This is a genomic window from Consotaella aegiceratis, assembly GCF_036541425.1.
Classification (GTDB): Bacteria; Pseudomonadota; Alphaproteobacteria; order Rhizobiales; family Rhizobiaceae; genus Consotaella; species Consotaella aegiceratis.
This window is the reverse complement of sequence record NZ_JAZHFT010000006.1, coordinates 92,641-107,568: the sequence shown is the minus strand read 5'-3', so window position 1 is coordinate 107,568 and position 14,928 is coordinate 92,641. Positions and strand designations below refer to the sequence as shown.

The 14,928-nt window shown below is 65.8% G+C and carries 18 protein-coding genes; 8 read left to right on the top strand and 10 right to left on the bottom strand.

Annotated elements, in window-relative coordinates:
• Positions 1–69: 69 nt before the first annotated feature.
• The 4 genes from SMD10_RS06565 (at position 70) to SMD10_RS06550 (ending at position 4,651) form a co-directional block, all read left to right on the top strand.
• Complete coding sequence (locus tag SMD10_RS06565; protein ID WP_331684865.1) at positions 70–1,275, top strand: PQQ-dependent sugar dehydrogenase; 1,206 nt, start codon at positions 70–72, stop codon at positions 1,273–1,275.
• A gap of 276 nt (positions 1,276–1,551) precedes the next feature.
• Positions 1,552–2,532: a DUF1402 family protein gene (locus SMD10_RS06560; RefSeq protein ID WP_331684864.1), complete on the top strand. Its 981-nt coding sequence runs from the start codon at positions 1,552–1,554 to the stop codon at positions 2,530–2,532.
• 229 nt (positions 2,533–2,761) lie between these two features.
• Positions 2,762–4,198 (top strand): cardiolipin synthase, encoded by a 1,437-nt coding sequence (cls, locus tag SMD10_RS06555; protein ID WP_331684863.1) that lies wholly within the window; start codon positions 2,762–2,764, stop codon positions 4,196–4,198.
• A gap of 75 nt (positions 4,199–4,273) precedes the next feature.
• On the top strand, positions 4,274–4,651 hold the full coding sequence (locus SMD10_RS06550) for a transporter substrate-binding domain-containing protein (protein ID WP_432757194.1): 378 nt from the start codon (positions 4,274–4,276) through the stop codon (positions 4,649–4,651).
• Here the strand turns inward: SMD10_RS06550 and SMD10_RS06545 are convergent.
• Positions 4,620–5,057 carry a MarR family winged helix-turn-helix transcriptional regulator gene (locus tag SMD10_RS06545; protein WP_331684862.1) on the bottom strand — a complete coding sequence of 146 codons (438 nt, stop codon included), beginning with the start codon at positions 5,055–5,057 and terminating at the stop codon, positions 4,620–4,622. The genes SMD10_RS06550 and SMD10_RS06545 overlap by 32 nt on opposite strands.
• A 94-nt stretch (positions 5,058–5,151) precedes the next feature.
• Between SMD10_RS06545 and SMD10_RS06540 the strand changes: the two genes are divergently transcribed.
• Positions 5,152–5,613 carry a hypothetical protein gene (locus SMD10_RS06540; RefSeq protein WP_331684861.1) on the top strand — a complete coding sequence of 154 codons (462 nt, stop codon included), beginning with the start codon at positions 5,152–5,154 and terminating at the stop codon, positions 5,611–5,613.
• A 20-nt stretch (positions 5,614–5,633) separates the two neighbouring features.
• Here the strand turns inward: SMD10_RS06540 and SMD10_RS06535 are convergent, their stop codons facing one another.
• From SMD10_RS06535 to SMD10_RS06520, 4 genes are read right to left on the bottom strand one after another with little or no spacing between them, the layout of a single operon-like run.
• Positions 5,634–6,029, bottom strand: a complete 396-nt coding sequence (locus tag SMD10_RS06535; RefSeq protein WP_331684860.1) for a helix-turn-helix domain-containing protein — start codon at positions 6,027–6,029, stop codon at positions 5,634–5,636.
• On the bottom strand, positions 6,026–6,574 hold the full coding sequence (locus SMD10_RS06530) for a Smr/MutS family protein (RefSeq protein WP_331684859.1): 549 nt from the start codon (positions 6,572–6,574) through the stop codon (positions 6,026–6,028). Before SMD10_RS06530 ends, SMD10_RS06535 begins: the two co-directional genes overlap by 4 nt.
• Positions 6,571–7,686: a murein transglycosylase A gene (gene mltA / locus SMD10_RS06525; RefSeq protein WP_331684858.1), complete on the bottom strand. Its 1,116-nt coding sequence runs from the start codon at positions 7,684–7,686 to the stop codon at positions 6,571–6,573. Before mltA ends, SMD10_RS06530 begins: the two co-directional genes overlap by 4 nt.
• 15 nt (positions 7,687–7,701) lie before the next feature.
• On the bottom strand, positions 7,702–8,394 hold the full coding sequence (locus SMD10_RS06520; protein ID WP_331684857.1) for a Tim44/TimA family putative adaptor protein: 693 nt from the start codon (positions 8,392–8,394) through the stop codon (positions 7,702–7,704).
• 152 nt (positions 8,395–8,546) lie between these two features.
• On the opposite strand from SMD10_RS06520, the gene SMD10_RS06515 reads away from it, so the two are divergent.
• A complete protein-coding gene (locus tag SMD10_RS06515; RefSeq protein WP_331684856.1) occupies positions 8,547–9,074 on the top strand; it encodes an FxsA family protein in 528 nt (175 codons plus the stop codon).
• A gap of 219 nt (positions 9,075–9,293) precedes the next feature.
• The gene (secB, locus tag SMD10_RS06510; RefSeq protein ID WP_331684855.1) at positions 9,294–9,794 is read left to right on the top strand and encodes a protein-export chaperone SecB; all 501 of its coding nucleotides are present in this window, start codon (positions 9,294–9,296) and stop codon (positions 9,792–9,794) included.
• Positions 9,795–9,921: 127 nt separating this feature from the next.
• On the opposite strand, the gene SMD10_RS06505 is transcribed toward secB, so the two are convergent.
• Both SMD10_RS06505 and dnaQ read right to left on the bottom strand, forming a co-directional pair.
• On the bottom strand, positions 9,922–10,092 hold the full coding sequence (locus tag SMD10_RS06505) for a DUF1328 domain-containing protein (protein ID WP_331684854.1): 171 nt from the start codon (positions 10,090–10,092) through the stop codon (positions 9,922–9,924).
• Positions 10,093–10,201: 109 nt separating this feature from the next.
• Positions 10,202–10,924 carry a DNA polymerase III subunit epsilon gene (gene dnaQ, locus SMD10_RS06500; protein ID WP_331684853.1) on the bottom strand — a complete coding sequence of 241 codons (723 nt, stop codon included), beginning with the start codon at positions 10,922–10,924 and terminating at the stop codon, positions 10,202–10,204.
• Between the two features lie 217 nt (positions 10,925–11,141).
• Here dnaQ and SMD10_RS06495 point away from each other — a divergent pair, with 217 nt between their 5' ends.
• Positions 11,142–12,533, top strand: coding sequence for an MFS transporter (locus tag SMD10_RS06495; protein WP_331684852.1), 1,392 nt, complete (start codon positions 11,142–11,144; stop codon positions 12,531–12,533).
• 41 nt (positions 12,534–12,574) lie between these two features.
• On the opposite strand, the gene coaE is transcribed toward SMD10_RS06495, so the two are convergent.
• The 3 genes from coaE to SMD10_RS06480 are packed head-to-tail and all read right to left on the bottom strand — an operon-like array spanning position 12,575 to position 14,665.
• Entirely contained in the window at positions 12,575–13,198 is a 624-nt protein-coding gene (coaE, locus tag SMD10_RS06490) for a dephospho-CoA kinase (protein WP_331684851.1), read from the bottom strand.
• A 23-nt stretch (positions 13,199–13,221) separates the two neighbouring features.
• Complete coding sequence (locus tag SMD10_RS06485; protein ID WP_432757196.1) at positions 13,222–14,043, bottom strand: shikimate dehydrogenase; 822 nt, start codon at positions 14,041–14,043, stop codon at positions 13,222–13,224.
• 22 nt (positions 14,044–14,065) lie between these two features.
• A complete protein-coding gene (locus tag SMD10_RS06480; RefSeq protein ID WP_331684849.1) occupies positions 14,066–14,665 on the bottom strand; it encodes a Maf-like protein in 600 nt (199 codons plus the stop codon).
• Between the last annotated feature and the right edge of the window lie 263 nt (positions 14,666–14,928).

The window sequence follows — 14,928 nt, the reverse complement described above, 5'->3', positions numbered from 1 at the left end:
GATCCTGCCGCGCGCCGTTCCCACCTGCCGAACAACGTTTCGCAACGCGGTTCGAAGGAGGATTTCGACATGCGCCGCTTATTCGTTTCGCTCGCCGCCGGCTCGACCCTGGCGCTGGCGGCTCCGGCTCTGGCCCAGACCACCGCCGAGACGGCGCCGCCCAATGCGCCGGATCAGACGCCCGCCTTCGAAAACCAGACTCGCGCGCCGCTGCCCGAGCAGCCGGTGGAGGTGAATGTCGAAACCGTCGCCGGCGGCCTGCCGCACCTCTGGTCGATGGAGTTCCTGCCGGACGGGCGCATGCTGGTCACGGCGAAAGAAGGCGCATTGTACATCGTTGCGCCCGACGGCACGACGAGCGATCCGATCGAGGGCGTGCCGGAGGTCGATGACGACGGGCAGGGCGGATTGCTCGACGTTGCGCTCAGCCCGGACTTCGCCAATGACGGCATGATCTATTTCTCCTTCTCCGAACCGCGCGATGGCGGCAACGGCACCAGCGTGGCGCGAGCCCGCCTCGTCGAGGATGGCGCGCCGCATCTCCAAGACGTGGAGGTGATCTTCCGCCAGATGCCGACCTATGACGGCGACAAGCATTTCGGCTCGCGGCTGGCGTTTTCGCCCGACGGCAAGCTGTACGTCACTGTCGGCGAACGGTCCGACACCCCGATCCGCGACCAGGCCCAGTCGGTCGAGTCGGGCCTCGGAAAGACGTTTCGCATCAATCCCGACGGCTCCGTGCCGGACGACAATCCCTTCGTCGGCCAGGAGGGAGCGGTTCCCGAGATCTGGTCCTACGGCCACCGCAACCTGCAAGCGGCGACGCTCGGCCCCGACGGCGCGCTTTGGACCGTCGAGCACGGCCCCCAGGGCGGCGACGAGCTCAACCATCCGCAGGCCGGCAAGAACTACGGCTGGCCGATCATCACCTATGGCGAGAACTACAACGGCCGGCCGATCGGCGACGGCATCACCGAGCAGGAGGGGATGGAGCAGCCGGTCTATTACTGGGATCCGGTGATCGCCCCCTCCGGCATGGCCCACTACGCCGGCGACGAATTTCCCGAATGGAACGACACCTTCTTGATCGGCGGGCTCGTCGCCCAGGGCGTCGTCGTTCTCGACATGCAGGACGGACGCGTGGCCAGCGAGCAGCGCATCCCGCTTCGCGCCCGCGTCCGCGACGTCAAGGTCGGTCCCGACGGCGCCGTTTACGCCGTCACGGAATCTCGCGGCGGCCCCTCCTCGATCCTGCGGCTGACGCACGGCGGATGAGGCCTTTACGAGGGACTATCGAGGGCCGGGCGATGGGCGCGTCGGGCGCTTGCTCGCCGCCCGGTTGACGGGATGCGCGGACGGCGCGCCAGACGAGTCATATCGGTCACACCCGGCGATCAATCGCCGTCAACGGGATCGACTTCCGCCGCAAGCCGCATTACCGAACGATATCCATCGGAGTTCCGGACAATGGAGCGATTCGCCGCGTCCGACAGGTATGCCCCCGCTTACCTTCGGACGTCGAGATTTTCACGTTGGAGCGAGGGCATTGCCATGACCATTTCTGCTGGCCTCCGCATTGCATGTCTGGTTGCGGCGACCTCGCTCGGCGTCACGTCGGCCGCCGATTCGGCGGTGCTGGTGCCGGTCGGCAACCGGCATGCGGCTCAGCCGGCGGTGCCCGGCGCCTCCGCCAAGCGCACCCGCCAGACGCATTCGACCTTCGAGGCGAAGTACGAGAAGATCCGCGATCTCCTGCGCACCAGCGAAGATCTCAAGGCGAAGATTCGCAAGGCGGCGGATCAGTACGGCATCGACCCGATCCACATCGCCGGGGCGCTCGTCGGCGAACACACCTACAATGTCGACGCTTTCGACCAGCTGCAGACCTATTACGTCAAGGCGGTCTCCTACATGAATTCGGGGATCGAATTCTCCTACAAGGGCGAGCAAGTGCTCGACTTCGTCAAACGGCCCGAATTCGACGCCTGCAAGGATCTTTCCGGCAGCGCGGCGCTCTGGACCTGCCGCGAAGCCGTGTTCGATCAGAAATTTCGCGGCAAGGTAGTCGCCGGACGGCGCTATCCGGACAATCGCTTCGGTGCCGTCTTCTTCCAGCCCTTCTATGCCGGGCAGACGTTCGGGCTCGGCCAGCTCAATCCGCTGACGGCGCTGGCGGTCTCCGACACGGTGCATCGCGTCTCCGGCTACCGGAAACTGTCGGCCGCCGACGCGCCGGAGGTCTATCGCGACATCATGGACCCGGACCGCACGCTGGCCTACGTCGCGGCGGTGCTGAAGGATTCCATCGACGCCTATCGCGACATCGCGGGCTTCGACATTTCGGGCAATCCGGGCATCACCGCCACGCTCTACAACATCGGCAACGCGCGCGAGCGCGCCAAGGCGCTGGCCGCGGAGAATCGCCGCCGTCGGGCTCGCGGCCTTTCGGCCCGGCTGCCCGAAGAGAACTACTACGGCTGGCTGGTCAACGACCGCTTGAAAGAGCTGAAGGCTGCTCTCAACGAGGATTGAGCCGTCCGGCTCCGTTCCCGCCAGCAATCCGTTTTCCCAACTCTCCGATCGGCGCACCATCCGGCCGCGCCGAAATTGCCCCGGCTCCACGGCTCCACGTCTGTCCGATCGTCCGGGACGCGCATGCGGCATTCGACGCCGCTGGACCGCGCCATATGTGATGGCCGTCGCGGTTCAGTAGCAGACCTGCAGCGGCCACCGGGCCGCAGCGGGGGTCGGAGTATCTCTCATGATGGGCATCAGCAGCGGGGTGCTGGCCGTCCTTTGGACGGTGTCGCAGTGGGCGATCCGGGCCGGTGCCCTCGTCTATGTTCCGTTCCGACGTTCACCCGAAGCGGCCAAGGGATGGCTTCTCCTGTTCTTCGTCGCGCCCTGGCCGGCGCTCGCCATCTATTGGGTGATCGGCCGGCCGCGCCATCCGAAATGGCGCCGCGACCGGGTCAAGCAGTTGCCCGAGATCGTCGCCAAGGCGGCGGGCCGCGCCCATGACGCGTTGGAGCGAACGGCCGAAGACCTTCCCGAGCGCTGCGAGCCGACGGCCAAGCTCGCCAGCGCCATCGGACGGCTGCCGCCGGTGGGGGCGAGCCGCGTCGAGCTGGAGCCCGACTACGAGCGGGTCGTCGAGCGGCTCGTCGCCGACATCGACGCCGCACGGCGCCACGTGCATCTGATGTTCTACATCTTCTCGCTCGACGAAACGGGCGAGCGCGTCCTGGCGGCGCTCGAACGGGCCGAGAAGCGAGGCGTCGAATGCCGGCTCTTGATCGACGCGATCGGATCACTCACCTGGAGCCGAGCCATCGCTCGGCGCCTCAAGGACACCGGCGTCGAATGCCATGTGGTCCTGCCGATCCGCCTGGTGGGTCGCGTGACCCGCGCCGATCTGCGCAACCACCGCAAGATCGCCGTCATCGACGGCCGCATCGGCTGGGTCGGGTCCCAGAACATCGTCGATGCCGAGGGCGAGGCGGATGCGCCCAATCAGGAGCTGATGGCCCGCGTGACCGGCCTAGTCGTCGCCGAACTGCAGGTGGTCTTTCTGGGCGACTGGTATCTGGAAACCGACACCGAGCTTATTGACGACGAGCTGTTTCCGATGAAGCCTCAGGAGCATCAGGGCAGCATCGCCCAGATCGTGCCCAGCGGCCCGGACTATCCGTGGGCGCGCATAGACATGCTGTTTTCCCATCTCGTGCAGGAAGCGCGCCACCGCGTGACGCTCGCCACGCCCTATTTCGTGCCGAGCGAGCCGCTGCTCTTCGCGCTGCGCACGGCCGCGCTGCGCGGCCTCGACGCGCGTCTCATCATCAGCGGCCGGACGGATAGCCGCATCGTCGATCTTGCTCAGAGCTCATATTTCCTGGAATTGCTCGAGGCCGGCGTCCGCATCTTTCTCTGCGATACCCATTTCCTGCATGCCAAACACATCAGCATGGACGACGACATCGCGCTGATCGGCTCGTCCAACAGCGACATGCGCTCCTTCGAACTCAACTCGGAAATCTCGCTCGTCAGCTACGATCCGGAGGTTGTTGCGCAGTTGCGCGCTGTGGAGGAGCGGCATCTTGCCGGCTGCCGCGAGATCGATCTCGACGCCTGGAAGCAGCGGCGGCTGCCCAGGCGGCTGGCCGGCAACATCGCCCGCCTCATCAGTCCTCTCTTGTAGGCCGCGCCTGACATGCGTTGAACCGGCCGGCGGCCGCGGCGTTAGCCCTCGACGCCGAGCGAAAGAAGAGGCCTGATGAATTTCGAGACATGCCGCGCCATGACGATGGCGATATCGATAGCCATGGCGGCGCTGCTCGTGCCATCCGCGGTGCTCGGTCAGGATGCTCCGTCCGATCCGACCGGAAGTAAAGCCGCCCCTGCGCGCGAGCTGGTGATCGGCACCAAGGAGGCGGCGCCCTTCGCCATGAAGGACCGTGACGGCCAATGGACGGGTCGTTCCATCGACTTGTGGAAGCGCGTCGCCGGTGAGATCGGCCTGGCTTACCGGTTCGAAGAACACCCCTTGCCCGATCTGATCGCCGAGACCGCCGCTTTGATCCGCAGCCGAGCCTTCGGCGGATGGATGGCGGCGCGGCGCGTCAATCCAGGTCGGTTTCCAGCGTCGCGATGATCGTCTTCAGCATATCGCGGTAGTGGTCCTGGTCCGCCGTGCCCAAGCGACCGAGCGCCTGGGCGTTGACCTCGTCGATGACCTCGCGAACCTGCCTGGTCTTCGCTTGCGCGACTGGCGTCAGCGAGATCAGCGAGCTGCGCTTGTCGGCGGGATCGGCACGGCGCTGGACCAGACCGTCCCGCTCCATCCGCGCCAGGGTCGCCGCCATCGTCGGCTGCTCGATCGCCGCGATCTGCGTCAACGCCTTCTGCGACAGTTCCCCGCCATCGCTCAGAGCGAAGAACACCGGCAGATGGCCCGACGAGACGCCCAGAGCTTTCAGCCGCTTGTCGATGGCGCGGGCAAACAGGCGCGCCGCCCAGTTGGTGAGATAGCCGGCGGATTCGGAACGGTGGAGACTCATCGGACCTGCGATCAATAACATAGCTTGCTATGTACAGTATAGCATGCTATGCATAGTGCATCTTTTTCGCATCGGCAAGCGAACGGAGGGTTCCATGACCAGCCGAATGGTGTTGCGCGCCGTCCACGTCGTCGGCGGCCTTCTCGCCTTCTCGACGATCCTGTTGTTTTCGAGCGCCACCCTTGCCGTCGAATGGCGGGGCGATCTCCAACTGATCGTCGCGGTCAAGCACTGGATCGCCTGGTGTCTTCTCGTGCTCGTCCCGGCTCTGGCCGCGACGGGCATCAGCGGGGTGGCCATGACCGGGGCGCGGCCGAACGGGCTTGCAGGCGACAAGCTCGCGCGCATGAAGATCATTGCGCCCAACGGGCTTCTGATCCTCGTGCCCGCCGCGCTCTATTTGAACTGGAAGGCGTCCCAGGGCCAATTCGACACGAACTTTGCGGTCGTCCAGGCCGTGGAGCTCATGGCCGGCGTCGTCAACCTGACGCTGCTCGGTCTCAATATCCGCGATGGTTTGAGAATGCGCGGACGCCTTCGCCGGGCCAGGGCGTAGGCGGCACGGCACAGACGCGCTCAGCGTCGCCGATGACGCTTGGCGCCGGCTTCCGCCTGGGCGGCCGCGGCTTCGAGCTGGTCGAGCAACGACTGCACCGCATCGGGCGACAGATCGGCAATCGTTTCGGAGAGGCGATTGGCAAGCCGCGTGGCGTCCGCTCCGAGTCCTGCCGTATCGACGATGACGCGCGGATGCGAGATTTCGGCCAGGCGCTCGAGCTCCTCCGCGTCGTCCCAGATGACATTGAGATAGCCGATGATCCGCTGCAGCATCGCCCAGGTGGGGCGGCCGCGCCGGCCGTGTTCAAGCGCCGAAAGATAGGCGCTCGAAACTCCCAGGGCGGCCGCCATCTCGGCCTGCGTGACGCCCCGCTCGCGCCGCAGCGCCCGTATCCTTTCACCGAACGGTGTCATCCCATCCGCCTGACTCGAACATAAAACGCACCATCGCCGCCGTGCCGGCGCGCAGCCGGCTCGAATCCCGACACCAGGGCGCGGAACTCGGGCGTCGCAAACCAATGGGGCAACGCCCGGCGCAATACGCCGCGCGAGCCGAAGGAAGAGCCCCGGCCGGTGATCACCAGCACATGGCGCAAGCCCTCGGCCTGCGCCTGCCTCAGAAAGCCAAGCAGCGCGTAGTGGGCAACGGCCTGGGTCTTGTCGTGGAGGTCGATGCGGGCTTCGATGGCGAGCCGGCCCGTGGAAAGCTTGCGCCGCGTGGGGCGCTCGATGGCATGCTGGGTCAATTTCGTCCGCGCCGGTCCGGCCGGCACGGCGTTGGCGATGGCATCCGCGACGGCCTGCGGGCTCGGCATCGGAGGCGGCGGAGCACCGTCCGACGCTTCCTGTTCGGGCACCACCGGCCGCTTCTTGCCCTTCAGCGGCACCGCCGAACGGGCGACACCGGCCCAGAGCCGCGCCTCCTCGTCGCTCAAGATCCGGCGCCGGCGGGTTCTCACGGGTGAACCTCCTGCGCTTGCGCCGCAGGCACCAGCGCGAAGACGTCGGCAGGATGGCGAATGCGTCCGGCAATGGCGCCGGCCGCCGCCCCCGAGCCGCAGAAGAGATCGGCCCGGGCGGGGCCGACGATGGCCGAGCCGGTGTCCTGAGCGATCATCAGCCGCGCAAAGGCTTCGCCCTCGACCCGAAGCTCCGGGGCGGCAATGAAGAACGGCAGTCCAAACGTGTGCAGTTCGCGATCGACGGCGATGGAGGCAAACGGCGTCAACGGCGTCTTGGCGGCGCCGACCGGACCAAGCGTCACGTCCTCCACCGGGGCTTCGCGAAAGAAGATGAAGGACCGGTTGCGGTTCAAGAGATTGCGAACGCGCTGTGGATGATCGCCCAGCCAGCGGCGGATGCCCGCCATGTCGGCCTCGGCCAGCGTCAGTTCGCCTTCATCAACAAGAATGCGGCCGATCGCGGTGAAGGGGTGGCCGGTCTTGGCGGCATAAGAGACGCGCATCACCCCGCCATCGTCCAGAATCAGCCGTGCCGAGCCCTGGATATGGATGAAGAACGCCTCGACCGGATCGGCCAGCCAAGCGAGCTCCAACCCACGCCCCTGCAGCAGGCCGGCCTCGATCGCGGCTCGATCGGGATATTCGTCCAGGAGCCCGTCGGGCCGCCGGCGGGCGAAGCGGAAGCTCTGGTCGAGACCGGCCGGCCGGCTGACGTCGTCGACCTTAACCAGGTCGGCCGGCTGCCGGTAGAGGGGATAGCGAAACCGCTCCGTGCGATGGCGCGAGGCATCCACCTCCGGCTCGTAATAGCCGGTCATGAAGCCGCTCCGGGCGTCCTCGTCGGTCGAGGATTTCACTCGGGCAGGTCGAAATTCGGCCTCGAAAAACTGCCGGGCCTCGTCGTTGCCGGCATCCGGTGCCAGCGCAAGCGCCCGTTCGGCAGCCGCGTTCAGCCAGGCGGCCTCGAGCCCCAACGCACCGCTTTTCACCCGGCCGTCAAGCAGCAGCGGAGCGGAACGGCGGAAGGCGGCCAGAGCCGGCCGCAGATCACCGCCGCCCCAGGCCCCGAGGTCGGAATAGGAACAACGGCGAAACAGGGACGAAAGCATCGGCCGGCCGCCGCATTATTCCTCTGTCTCGGTTTCCACCAGCTTCCAGTTCGGATCGCGCGACCGCGTATCGCGGGCAAAGGTCCACATATCGCTGATCTCGACCACCGTCTCCGGATCGCCGTCGATCACCTCGCTGGTGCTGGACAGCGTCGCCGAGATCATCTGCGCGATGATGCGCACGGTGACCATCGCCTCGCGGCTTTTCAGCTCGGCATTCACGATGGCGGCATCGTCGATGCCGATGAACGACGACTGCATGCGCTCGCCGCGACGCTCGCGCTCGCCGATCGCAGCCTCGAAGCCTTCGTAGACCTGCTCCGACAGAAGGCCTTTCAAAACCTTGCGATCGCCATCGGCGAAGGCCGTCACGATCATCTCGTAGGCGATCTTGGCGCCGTCGAGAAACTGTTTCGGATCGAAGTTCGGGTCGACGTCGCGAATCCTGCGCAGTTCCACATTCAACGGCTCGCCCGGCTTCGCCACCTTGTCGATCGCCTCGTAGCTCGGCCGCATGCCGCCCTCTTCCACGGCGGTGCCGGTCCGATTCGGCAAGGTCACCACGTTGCCGGACTGGGCCGTGGCATCCTGTCGCGAGTAGGGATCGAAGGGGGGGCGTTCACTGCCGGTGCGCCGGCCGAGGACGTTACGCAACTGGAACAGGATGATCACCGCAAATACGATGAAGAAGATCGTCCCGAAGCTCATCAGCGCCTAATCCTGCCTTCCGCGTTTCCAGTTCATATAAACACGGGCCGGGATGCATTCAAATCGCTGATGGGAAAACCTATCTTCGATCGACGGTCGGATCCCGGCCCGCCGCCGCTCGCCGGCGGAACGAAGACAAGGATGCCAAGCCTATGCCGCTGACACTCATCCCCGTGCTGCTTCTGGTCGTTCCGATCCTGGAAATTGCCGTCTTCATCATGGTCGGCAATCTGATCGGGCTCTGGCCCACGCTGGGTCTCGTCCTGCTGACCGCCGTTCTCGGCACCATGCTCCTGCGCCGGCAGGGCCTCGGCACGCTCGCACGGATTCAGGCCGAAACCCGCGCGGGCCGCCTGCCTGGACGCGAGATGGTGCATGGCGTCATGATCATGGCGGCCGGCATTCTCCTCCTGACGCCCGGTCTCGTCACCGACGCCATCGGATTTCTTCTGTTCGTGCCGCAGTTCCGCGACCTCGCATGGCGCTGGCTGAAGGATCGTGTCGTCGTTGTCGCCGCCTCTCCGGGACAAGGCTTCTGGCGCGGCCGAGGCCCTGCGACGCGCCCCGATCGTCCTGACGTCGTCGACCTGTCCGGTGACGAATTCCACCGTCAGGGCGACGGTTCGTCTCCCTGGCAGGGGCAGAACGACGACGGACAAGGCCCACGGACCCTGCACTGACCATCCCTCGCTCCCTCGGGGCAACGCGGCCTGCTGCCTGCGCTTGAGTCTCCAGGGGCACCGTGATAGCCCTGCGGCCCATCAGTCGGCGTTCGCCCGCCCCGTTTCTTTCGGTCATCGAGACGCCCAACCGGACGGCAAACGGAGCGCGGGTTTCATCGCCGCGACAAACCGGTGCGGAGCCCGGCTTCGCGATGATGACCAGAACAGGATCAGCCCATGTCTGAAACGACCCCTGCAAGCAATGGCGGCCAGCAGCCCGGCGCCAAGTCTCCGAGCATCAATATTCTCACCCAGTACATCAAGGACTTCTCCTTCGAGAGCCCCAAGGCTCCGGATGTGCTGCGCAGCCAGGCCAAGGCGCCCGGCATCAACATCGGCGTCAATGTTGGAGCGAACCCGGTCAGCGGCGCGCAGGGCGACTACGACGTCAAGCTGACGCTCAACGCCCGCGCCGGCGAGGGCGACGACACGCTGTTTCTTGTCGAGCTGGAATATGGCGGCATCTTCCGCCTGCAGAACTTCCCGCAGGAGCATCTTCTGCCGGTTCTGTTCATCGAGTGCCCGCGGCTGCTCTTTCCGTTCGCCCGCCAGGTCATCGCCGACATCACCCGCAATGCCGGCTTCCCGCCGCTGATGATCGACCCGATCGATTTCGCGGCGCTGTTCGCCCAGCGCATGGCAGAAGAACGCGCCAAACAGCAGGTCCAGAACGCCTGATCCTGGATCGTCTGTGGCGCTTCTCGAAGACGTCCCGCGACAGGCCCCGTATTCTTTGCGACGCCCAATAGAAAAGGCCGCCGAAGATCATCGGCGGCCTTTTCCGTTTAGGGTCGAATTCGTCCGGCTAGATCGAACGGCGGCGGAAACCACCGAAGATCAGCGACAGGACGAAGAGGATGATCGCCACAAAGAAGATGATCTTGGCGATGCCGACCGCCGTGCCTGCGATACCGCCGAAACCGAGGGCGGCAGCGATCAGGGCGACGATGAGGAAGGTCAGAGCCCAACCGATCATGGGTGCTCCTTTCACACGCAAAACATCATTGTTTCGCGATGAAAACGCCGATCCTCGCGAAAAGTTCATTTGCGTGACGATGGCGGTGCCGCGGCTCGGCGCGATCGGCTCAGACGGCTTCCCGCGATGCGGCCTGCGGCTCCAGGAACTGCAGCCATAGCGGCTCGTCGCCGAGGGTCGAGACGAACGCCCGGTGGCGCTCGATCTCCTCTGCCGTCAGTCGCGGCTTCAACGGCGTCGGGCGCGGTCCGATGCGCGCGACCTCGCCGCCCTCCTCGACCTCGCCTTCCTCTCCGAAGGTGACCAGACCCAGGGCGGCCTGCCGGCCGCCGATCAGTTCGATGTAGACCTCGGCCAGGAGTTCGGAGTCGAGCAACGCGCCATGCTTGCTGCGCCGGCTGGTGTCGATCGAGAAGCGCGAACACAGAGCATCGAGCGTGGCCGGCGCCATCGGAAACTTGCGGCGTGCCATCACCAGCGTGTCGACCACCAGCATGTCGGCAATCGGCGGCTGGCTGAGCCGCGCCAGTTCGGCATTGAGAAACCGCACGTCGAAATTGGCGTTGTGAGCGACCAGGCGCGCACCGGAGAAAAACGCCAGAAACTCCTCGGCGATCTCCTCGAACAGCGGCTTGTCTTTCAGAAAATCGTCGGAGATACCGTGCACGTCGAACGCCGCCGGGTCGACCTTGCGGCCAGCGGGCCGGATGTATTGGTGGTAGCTCTTGCCGGTCGGAATGTGATTCCACAGCTCGATTCCACCGATTTCGATCACGCGATCGACGGTGTTGTCGAGACCCGTGGTTTCCGTATCGAAGACGATCTCGCGCATGTCGTGCCCCTGCTCGCCTCCGTTTTCGGACGCAGGCGCTCGTCGCGCAAGTCCCTCGTCCTGTCGATCACCCGATATCCACGAGCTTGGACGGCCTCGCCCCGGCACTAGGCAAAGCCGATGACGTCGGTTATGAAGTTTACCTTCAATTCATGACATGGAAATCCTTCGGGCCGCGCCGCGACCTCCAAGGGTGCGTTGCCGGGTCTTTTTTCCTATGCCATTTCAAGACGGTCTTCCTCAGCCGCAGCGTTCGCTCGCCTTCCTGACGGTGGCCATCGCGCTGTTCCTCGCCGTGCTCGATACGGCGATCGCCAATATCGCGCTGCCGCCGATCACGCAGGAATTCGGCATTGCTCGAACCGACGCGATTTGGATCGTCAACGGGTTTCAGCTCGCCGTGACCATGGTGCTTCTGCCTTTCGCCTCGCTGGGCGAGATCGTCGGCTATCGGCGCGTCTATCTCGGCGGCGTGGCGATCTTCACCCTGGCTTCGCTCGGCTGTGCACTGTCGGGGTCGCTCGAGACGCTGATCGCCGCGCGCGTGGTGCAGGGCGTCGGCGCCGCCGGCATCATGAGCATCAACGTGGCGCTGGTGCGTTTCATCTTTCCGCAGGCCATGCTGGGTCGCGCCGTCGGCAATACGGCTCTCGTCGTCGGCGTCTCCTCGGCCGCCGGCCCGACCATCGCAGGGCTCATCCTCGCGGTCGCGCCATGGCAGATGCTGTTTCTGATCAATGTGCCGGTCGGCATCCTCGCGCTGATCGTCGGCCTACGGACGTTGCCCGTGACGCCCACCACCGACCGCCGCTTCGACGTCAAGAGCGCCGTTCTCAGCGCCGCCACGTTTGGCCTGTTCATCTCGGGTGTGAACGGGCTGGGCCATGCCGAGGGTCTGCTCCTGTCGCTCGGCCAGATCGGCGGTGGCCTGGTGATCGGCGCGGTGTTCGTCTGGACACAGTTGAAGTTGCCCGTACCGATGCTTCCCGTGGATCTGCTTCGGCGTCCCGTCTTCGCCTTGTCGGCCACCACGTCGGTCTGTTCCTTCGCTGCGCAGGCCCTCGCCTTCGTCTGCCTGCCCTTCCTGTTGCACGATTCCCTGCAGCGCAGTGCCTCGGAAACCGGGCTCTTGATCACGCCCTGGCCGATCACCACGGCAGCGGCGGCCTTCGTCGCCGGGCGCCTGGCCGACAGGCTGCAGCCCGGCAAGCTGGCGGCCGTCGGTCTCGCGGTGTTCGCCGTCGGCCTCCTGTCGCTCGCCCTCTTGCCGAGCGCTCCGTCGGATCTCGATCTGATCTGGCGGTTGATGATCGCCGGTCTCGGTTTCGGTCTCTTCCAGTCCCCCAACAACAAGATGCTGATCGCCAGCGCGCCGCGGTCGCGCAGCGGCGGCGCCAGCGGAATCCAGTCGACCGCCCGCCTGGTCGGACAGTCGACCGGGGTCGCCATTCTGGCGGCCATCTTCGGCCTGGTTCCCGAGCATCAGATCGAGGTCGCACTGGGGGTGGCAACCCTGCTGGCGGCCGCCGGCATCGTGCCAAGCGCGCTCCGCCGCTTCGAGCCGGACGATGAACCGGCCATCGTCGCCCCGTCACGGCCGACGATCTGACGGTCGCGTTCCGAGCCCGAGACGCCGCCTTATCGGCTGCTTTATCCTGTCAGCTGCGCGATGATGGCGTCGACCTGTCTGCGGGTCTCGTCGAGCGAGCCCGACGTGTCGATGACGAAATCCGCGCAACGGCGTTTTTCGGCGTCCGGCATCTGGCGCTCAAGGATCGACGCCAGCTTTTCGTCCGTCATGCCGGGACGCTCCAACACCCGCTCGCGTTGGACTTCCGCGGGAGCGCTCACAACGGCGATCTTGTCGACGCGGCCGTCGGCGCCGGTCTCGAACAGCAGCGGAATATCGAGAATCACCAGAGGCGTGCCGGCCTTTTCGGCTTCAGCCCGGAAGCGCGCCTCCTCCTCGCGCACCAGGGGATGAACGATCGCTTCGAGCCGTCGCAGCGCTGCGTTGTCTCCGAGCACGGAACCGGACAGAGCCGCGCGGTCGACCACGCCGTCCTTCACCGTTCCGGGAAACGCCGCCTCGATCAGCGGCGCGGCGCGACCTGCATAGAGACGGTGGACGACATCGTCGGCGGAATAGACCGGGATTCCCGCCGCGGCGAACATCCCCGCACTGGTGGTCTTGCCCATGCCGATCGAGCCGGTGAGACCAAGGACGATCGTCCGGCGCTTCCCGGTTTTGCGGTCTGCATCGGCCTCGATCATCCGCACTTCTCCACTGACCCCGGTCAGCCGTGCTGCGCGATGTCGTCCAGAACGCGTTGACGCAAGTCCGGCGAAACCGCGGGGCGCGAGCCAAACCAACGCTCGAAGCCTGGCACAGCCTGATGGAGAAGCATGCCGATGCCATCCGCCGTGCGCAAGTTGCGATCGATCGCCGCCTGCAGCACCGGCGTGATCAACGGCACGTAGACGATGTCGGTGACCAGCGCATGGTCGGGCAGAGCCGACAGGTCAGGGGGTTCGGCGTAGGCGCTGGACGGCGCCGTATTGACCAGCAGTTCGGATGCGACCAAATGCCTCGCCATGTCGTCCAGGCCATAGCCCTTCGCCCGCGCTCCGAACGCGGCAGCCAGGGCCTCGGCCCGTTGCGGCGTGCGATTGAGGATCCGCACGCTGCGGATGCCGCTCGCCAGGAGCGCGTGGACGACCGCCCGCGCGGCACCGCCCGCGCCGAGAACGACAGCCGTTTGCGCATCGCGCCAGCCTGCAAGCCGCTCGTCGAGATTGGCCGTGAAACCGTAGGCATCCGTGTTTCCGCCGACGAGCGAGCCGTTCTCCAGCCAGATCGTGTTGACCGCGCCGATCACTTCGGCGTCGCCGTCGCGGCGTGCGACGCCGGCAAACGCCGCCTCCTTGTGCGGGATCGTGACGTTGCCGCCGACGAAGCCGTTGTCGCCGAGGCCCGACAAAAACGACGGAAACTCGTCGGGCGGGATGGCCATCGCGTCGTAGCTGCCGTCGATCGCCAGTTGGGAGAGCCAGAAGCGATGGATCAAAGGCGAGCGCGAATGGCGGATCGGCCAGCCCGTGACGAAGGCCCGGGGCATCCGGAGATTTGTCGGCACGCCGTCAGCCATCGATCTCGCCGCGCGCCCGCAATTCGGCCAGCAGCGGCAGCAACGGCAGGCCGACGATGGTGAAGAAGTCGCCCTCGATCTCTTCCATCAGCTGTGCGCCGAGGCCTTCGATCTGGTACGCCCCGACCGTCGTCAGTGCTTTTTCACCGACGCGCGCCAGATATCGTCCGATGAAGCCGGGATCGAGCTTGCGCATCGTCACGCTGGCGACGAACACCTGCCGCCAGACCACGATGCCATTCTCGACCAGGACGACCGCGGTATTGAGCTGATGCGTGCGCCCCGACAATTTCAGCAGGGTGCGGCGCGCTTCCTCCATAGTCTCCGGTTTGTGCAGCGTCTCGTCGCCGAGCGAGAGCGTCTGGTCCGCCCCGATCACGAATTCCTCGGGGTGTCGCTCGGCAACGTTCATCGCCTTGGCCTCGGCCAGGACCGCCGCGACATCGTCGGGACCGGCCGCGCTGTCGAGCAGCGGCGCCTCGATCGCACGCTCGTCGAGATCGCTCGGATCGACGGTGAAATCGATGCCGGCGCTCTTGAGGATTTCGCGACGGTGCACGCTGCCCGACGCGAGCACGATGCCCCTGGCCATGCCTTCTCTCCCTTAAGGCTTTTTTCATGCCTGAAGCGCCACATATCCGATCAGGAGCCGGGAGACCATCGGCGGCGGACTCGATTCTCGTCGGCTGCGCAAGAGCGCAGCGCGGCCAAGCCCCAGGATTCTGCTCCGGGCTGTGAGTTAAAGAAGCGTTACCACAGCCCGCGGCGAACGCTGGCGAAAGCGTCGCAAAACCAGCCTCTTGATCCACAGATCGATGCGATCGACCGCTTGTGGGTGCCCCCTTGTGAATTGAG

Bases quoted from the DNA above. Each gene is read 5' to 3' on its own strand.
- SMD10_RS06565 (WP_331684865.1), top strand. From the start codon at position 70: ATGCGCCGCTTATTCGTTTCGCTCGCCGCCGGCTCGACCCTGGCGCTG.
- SMD10_RS06560 (WP_331684864.1), top strand. From the start codon at position 1,552: ATGACCATTTCTGCTGGCCTCCGCATTGCATGTCTGGTTGCGGCGACC.
- cls (WP_331684863.1), top strand. From the start codon at position 2,762: ATGATGGGCATCAGCAGCGGGGTGCTGGCCGTCCTTTGGACGGTGTCG.
- SMD10_RS06550 (WP_432757194.1), top strand. From the start codon at position 4,274: ATGAATTTCGAGACATGCCGCGCCATGACGATGGCGATATCGATAGCC.
- SMD10_RS06545 (WP_331684862.1), bottom strand. From the start codon at position 5,057: ATGAGTCTCCACCGTTCCGAATCCGCCGGCTATCTCACCAACTGGGCG.
- SMD10_RS06540 (WP_331684861.1), top strand. From the start codon at position 5,152: ATGACCAGCCGAATGGTGTTGCGCGCCGTCCACGTCGTCGGCGGCCTT.
- SMD10_RS06535 (WP_331684860.1), bottom strand. From the start codon at position 6,029: ATGACACCGTTCGGTGAAAGGATACGGGCGCTGCGGCGCGAGCGGGGC.
- mltA (WP_331684858.1), bottom strand. From the start codon at position 7,686: ATGCTTTCGTCCCTGTTTCGCCGTTGTTCCTATTCCGACCTCGGGGCC.
- SMD10_RS06520 (WP_331684857.1), bottom strand. From the start codon at position 8,394: ATGAGCTTCGGGACGATCTTCTTCATCGTATTTGCGGTGATCATCCTG.
- SMD10_RS06515 (WP_331684856.1), top strand. From the start codon at position 8,547: ATGCCGCTGACACTCATCCCCGTGCTGCTTCTGGTCGTTCCGATCCTG.
- secB (WP_331684855.1), top strand. From the start codon at position 9,294: ATGTCTGAAACGACCCCTGCAAGCAATGGCGGCCAGCAGCCCGGCGCC.
- SMD10_RS06505 (WP_331684854.1), bottom strand. From the start codon at position 10,092: ATGATCGGTTGGGCTCTGACCTTCCTCATCGTCGCCCTGATCGCTGCC.
- dnaQ (WP_331684853.1), bottom strand. From the start codon at position 10,924: ATGCGCGAGATCGTCTTCGATACGGAAACCACGGGTCTCGACAACACC.
- SMD10_RS06495 (WP_331684852.1), top strand. From the start codon at position 11,142: ATGCCATTTCAAGACGGTCTTCCTCAGCCGCAGCGTTCGCTCGCCTTC.
- coaE (WP_331684851.1), bottom strand. From the start codon at position 13,198: ATGATCGAGGCCGATGCAGACCGCAAAACCGGGAAGCGCCGGACGATC.
- SMD10_RS06485 (WP_432757196.1), bottom strand. From the start codon at position 14,043: ATGCCCCGGGCCTTCGTCACGGGCTGGCCGATCCGCCATTCGCGCTCG.
- SMD10_RS06480 (WP_331684849.1), bottom strand. From the start codon at position 14,665: ATGGCCAGGGGCATCGTGCTCGCGTCGGGCAGCGTGCACCGTCGCGAA.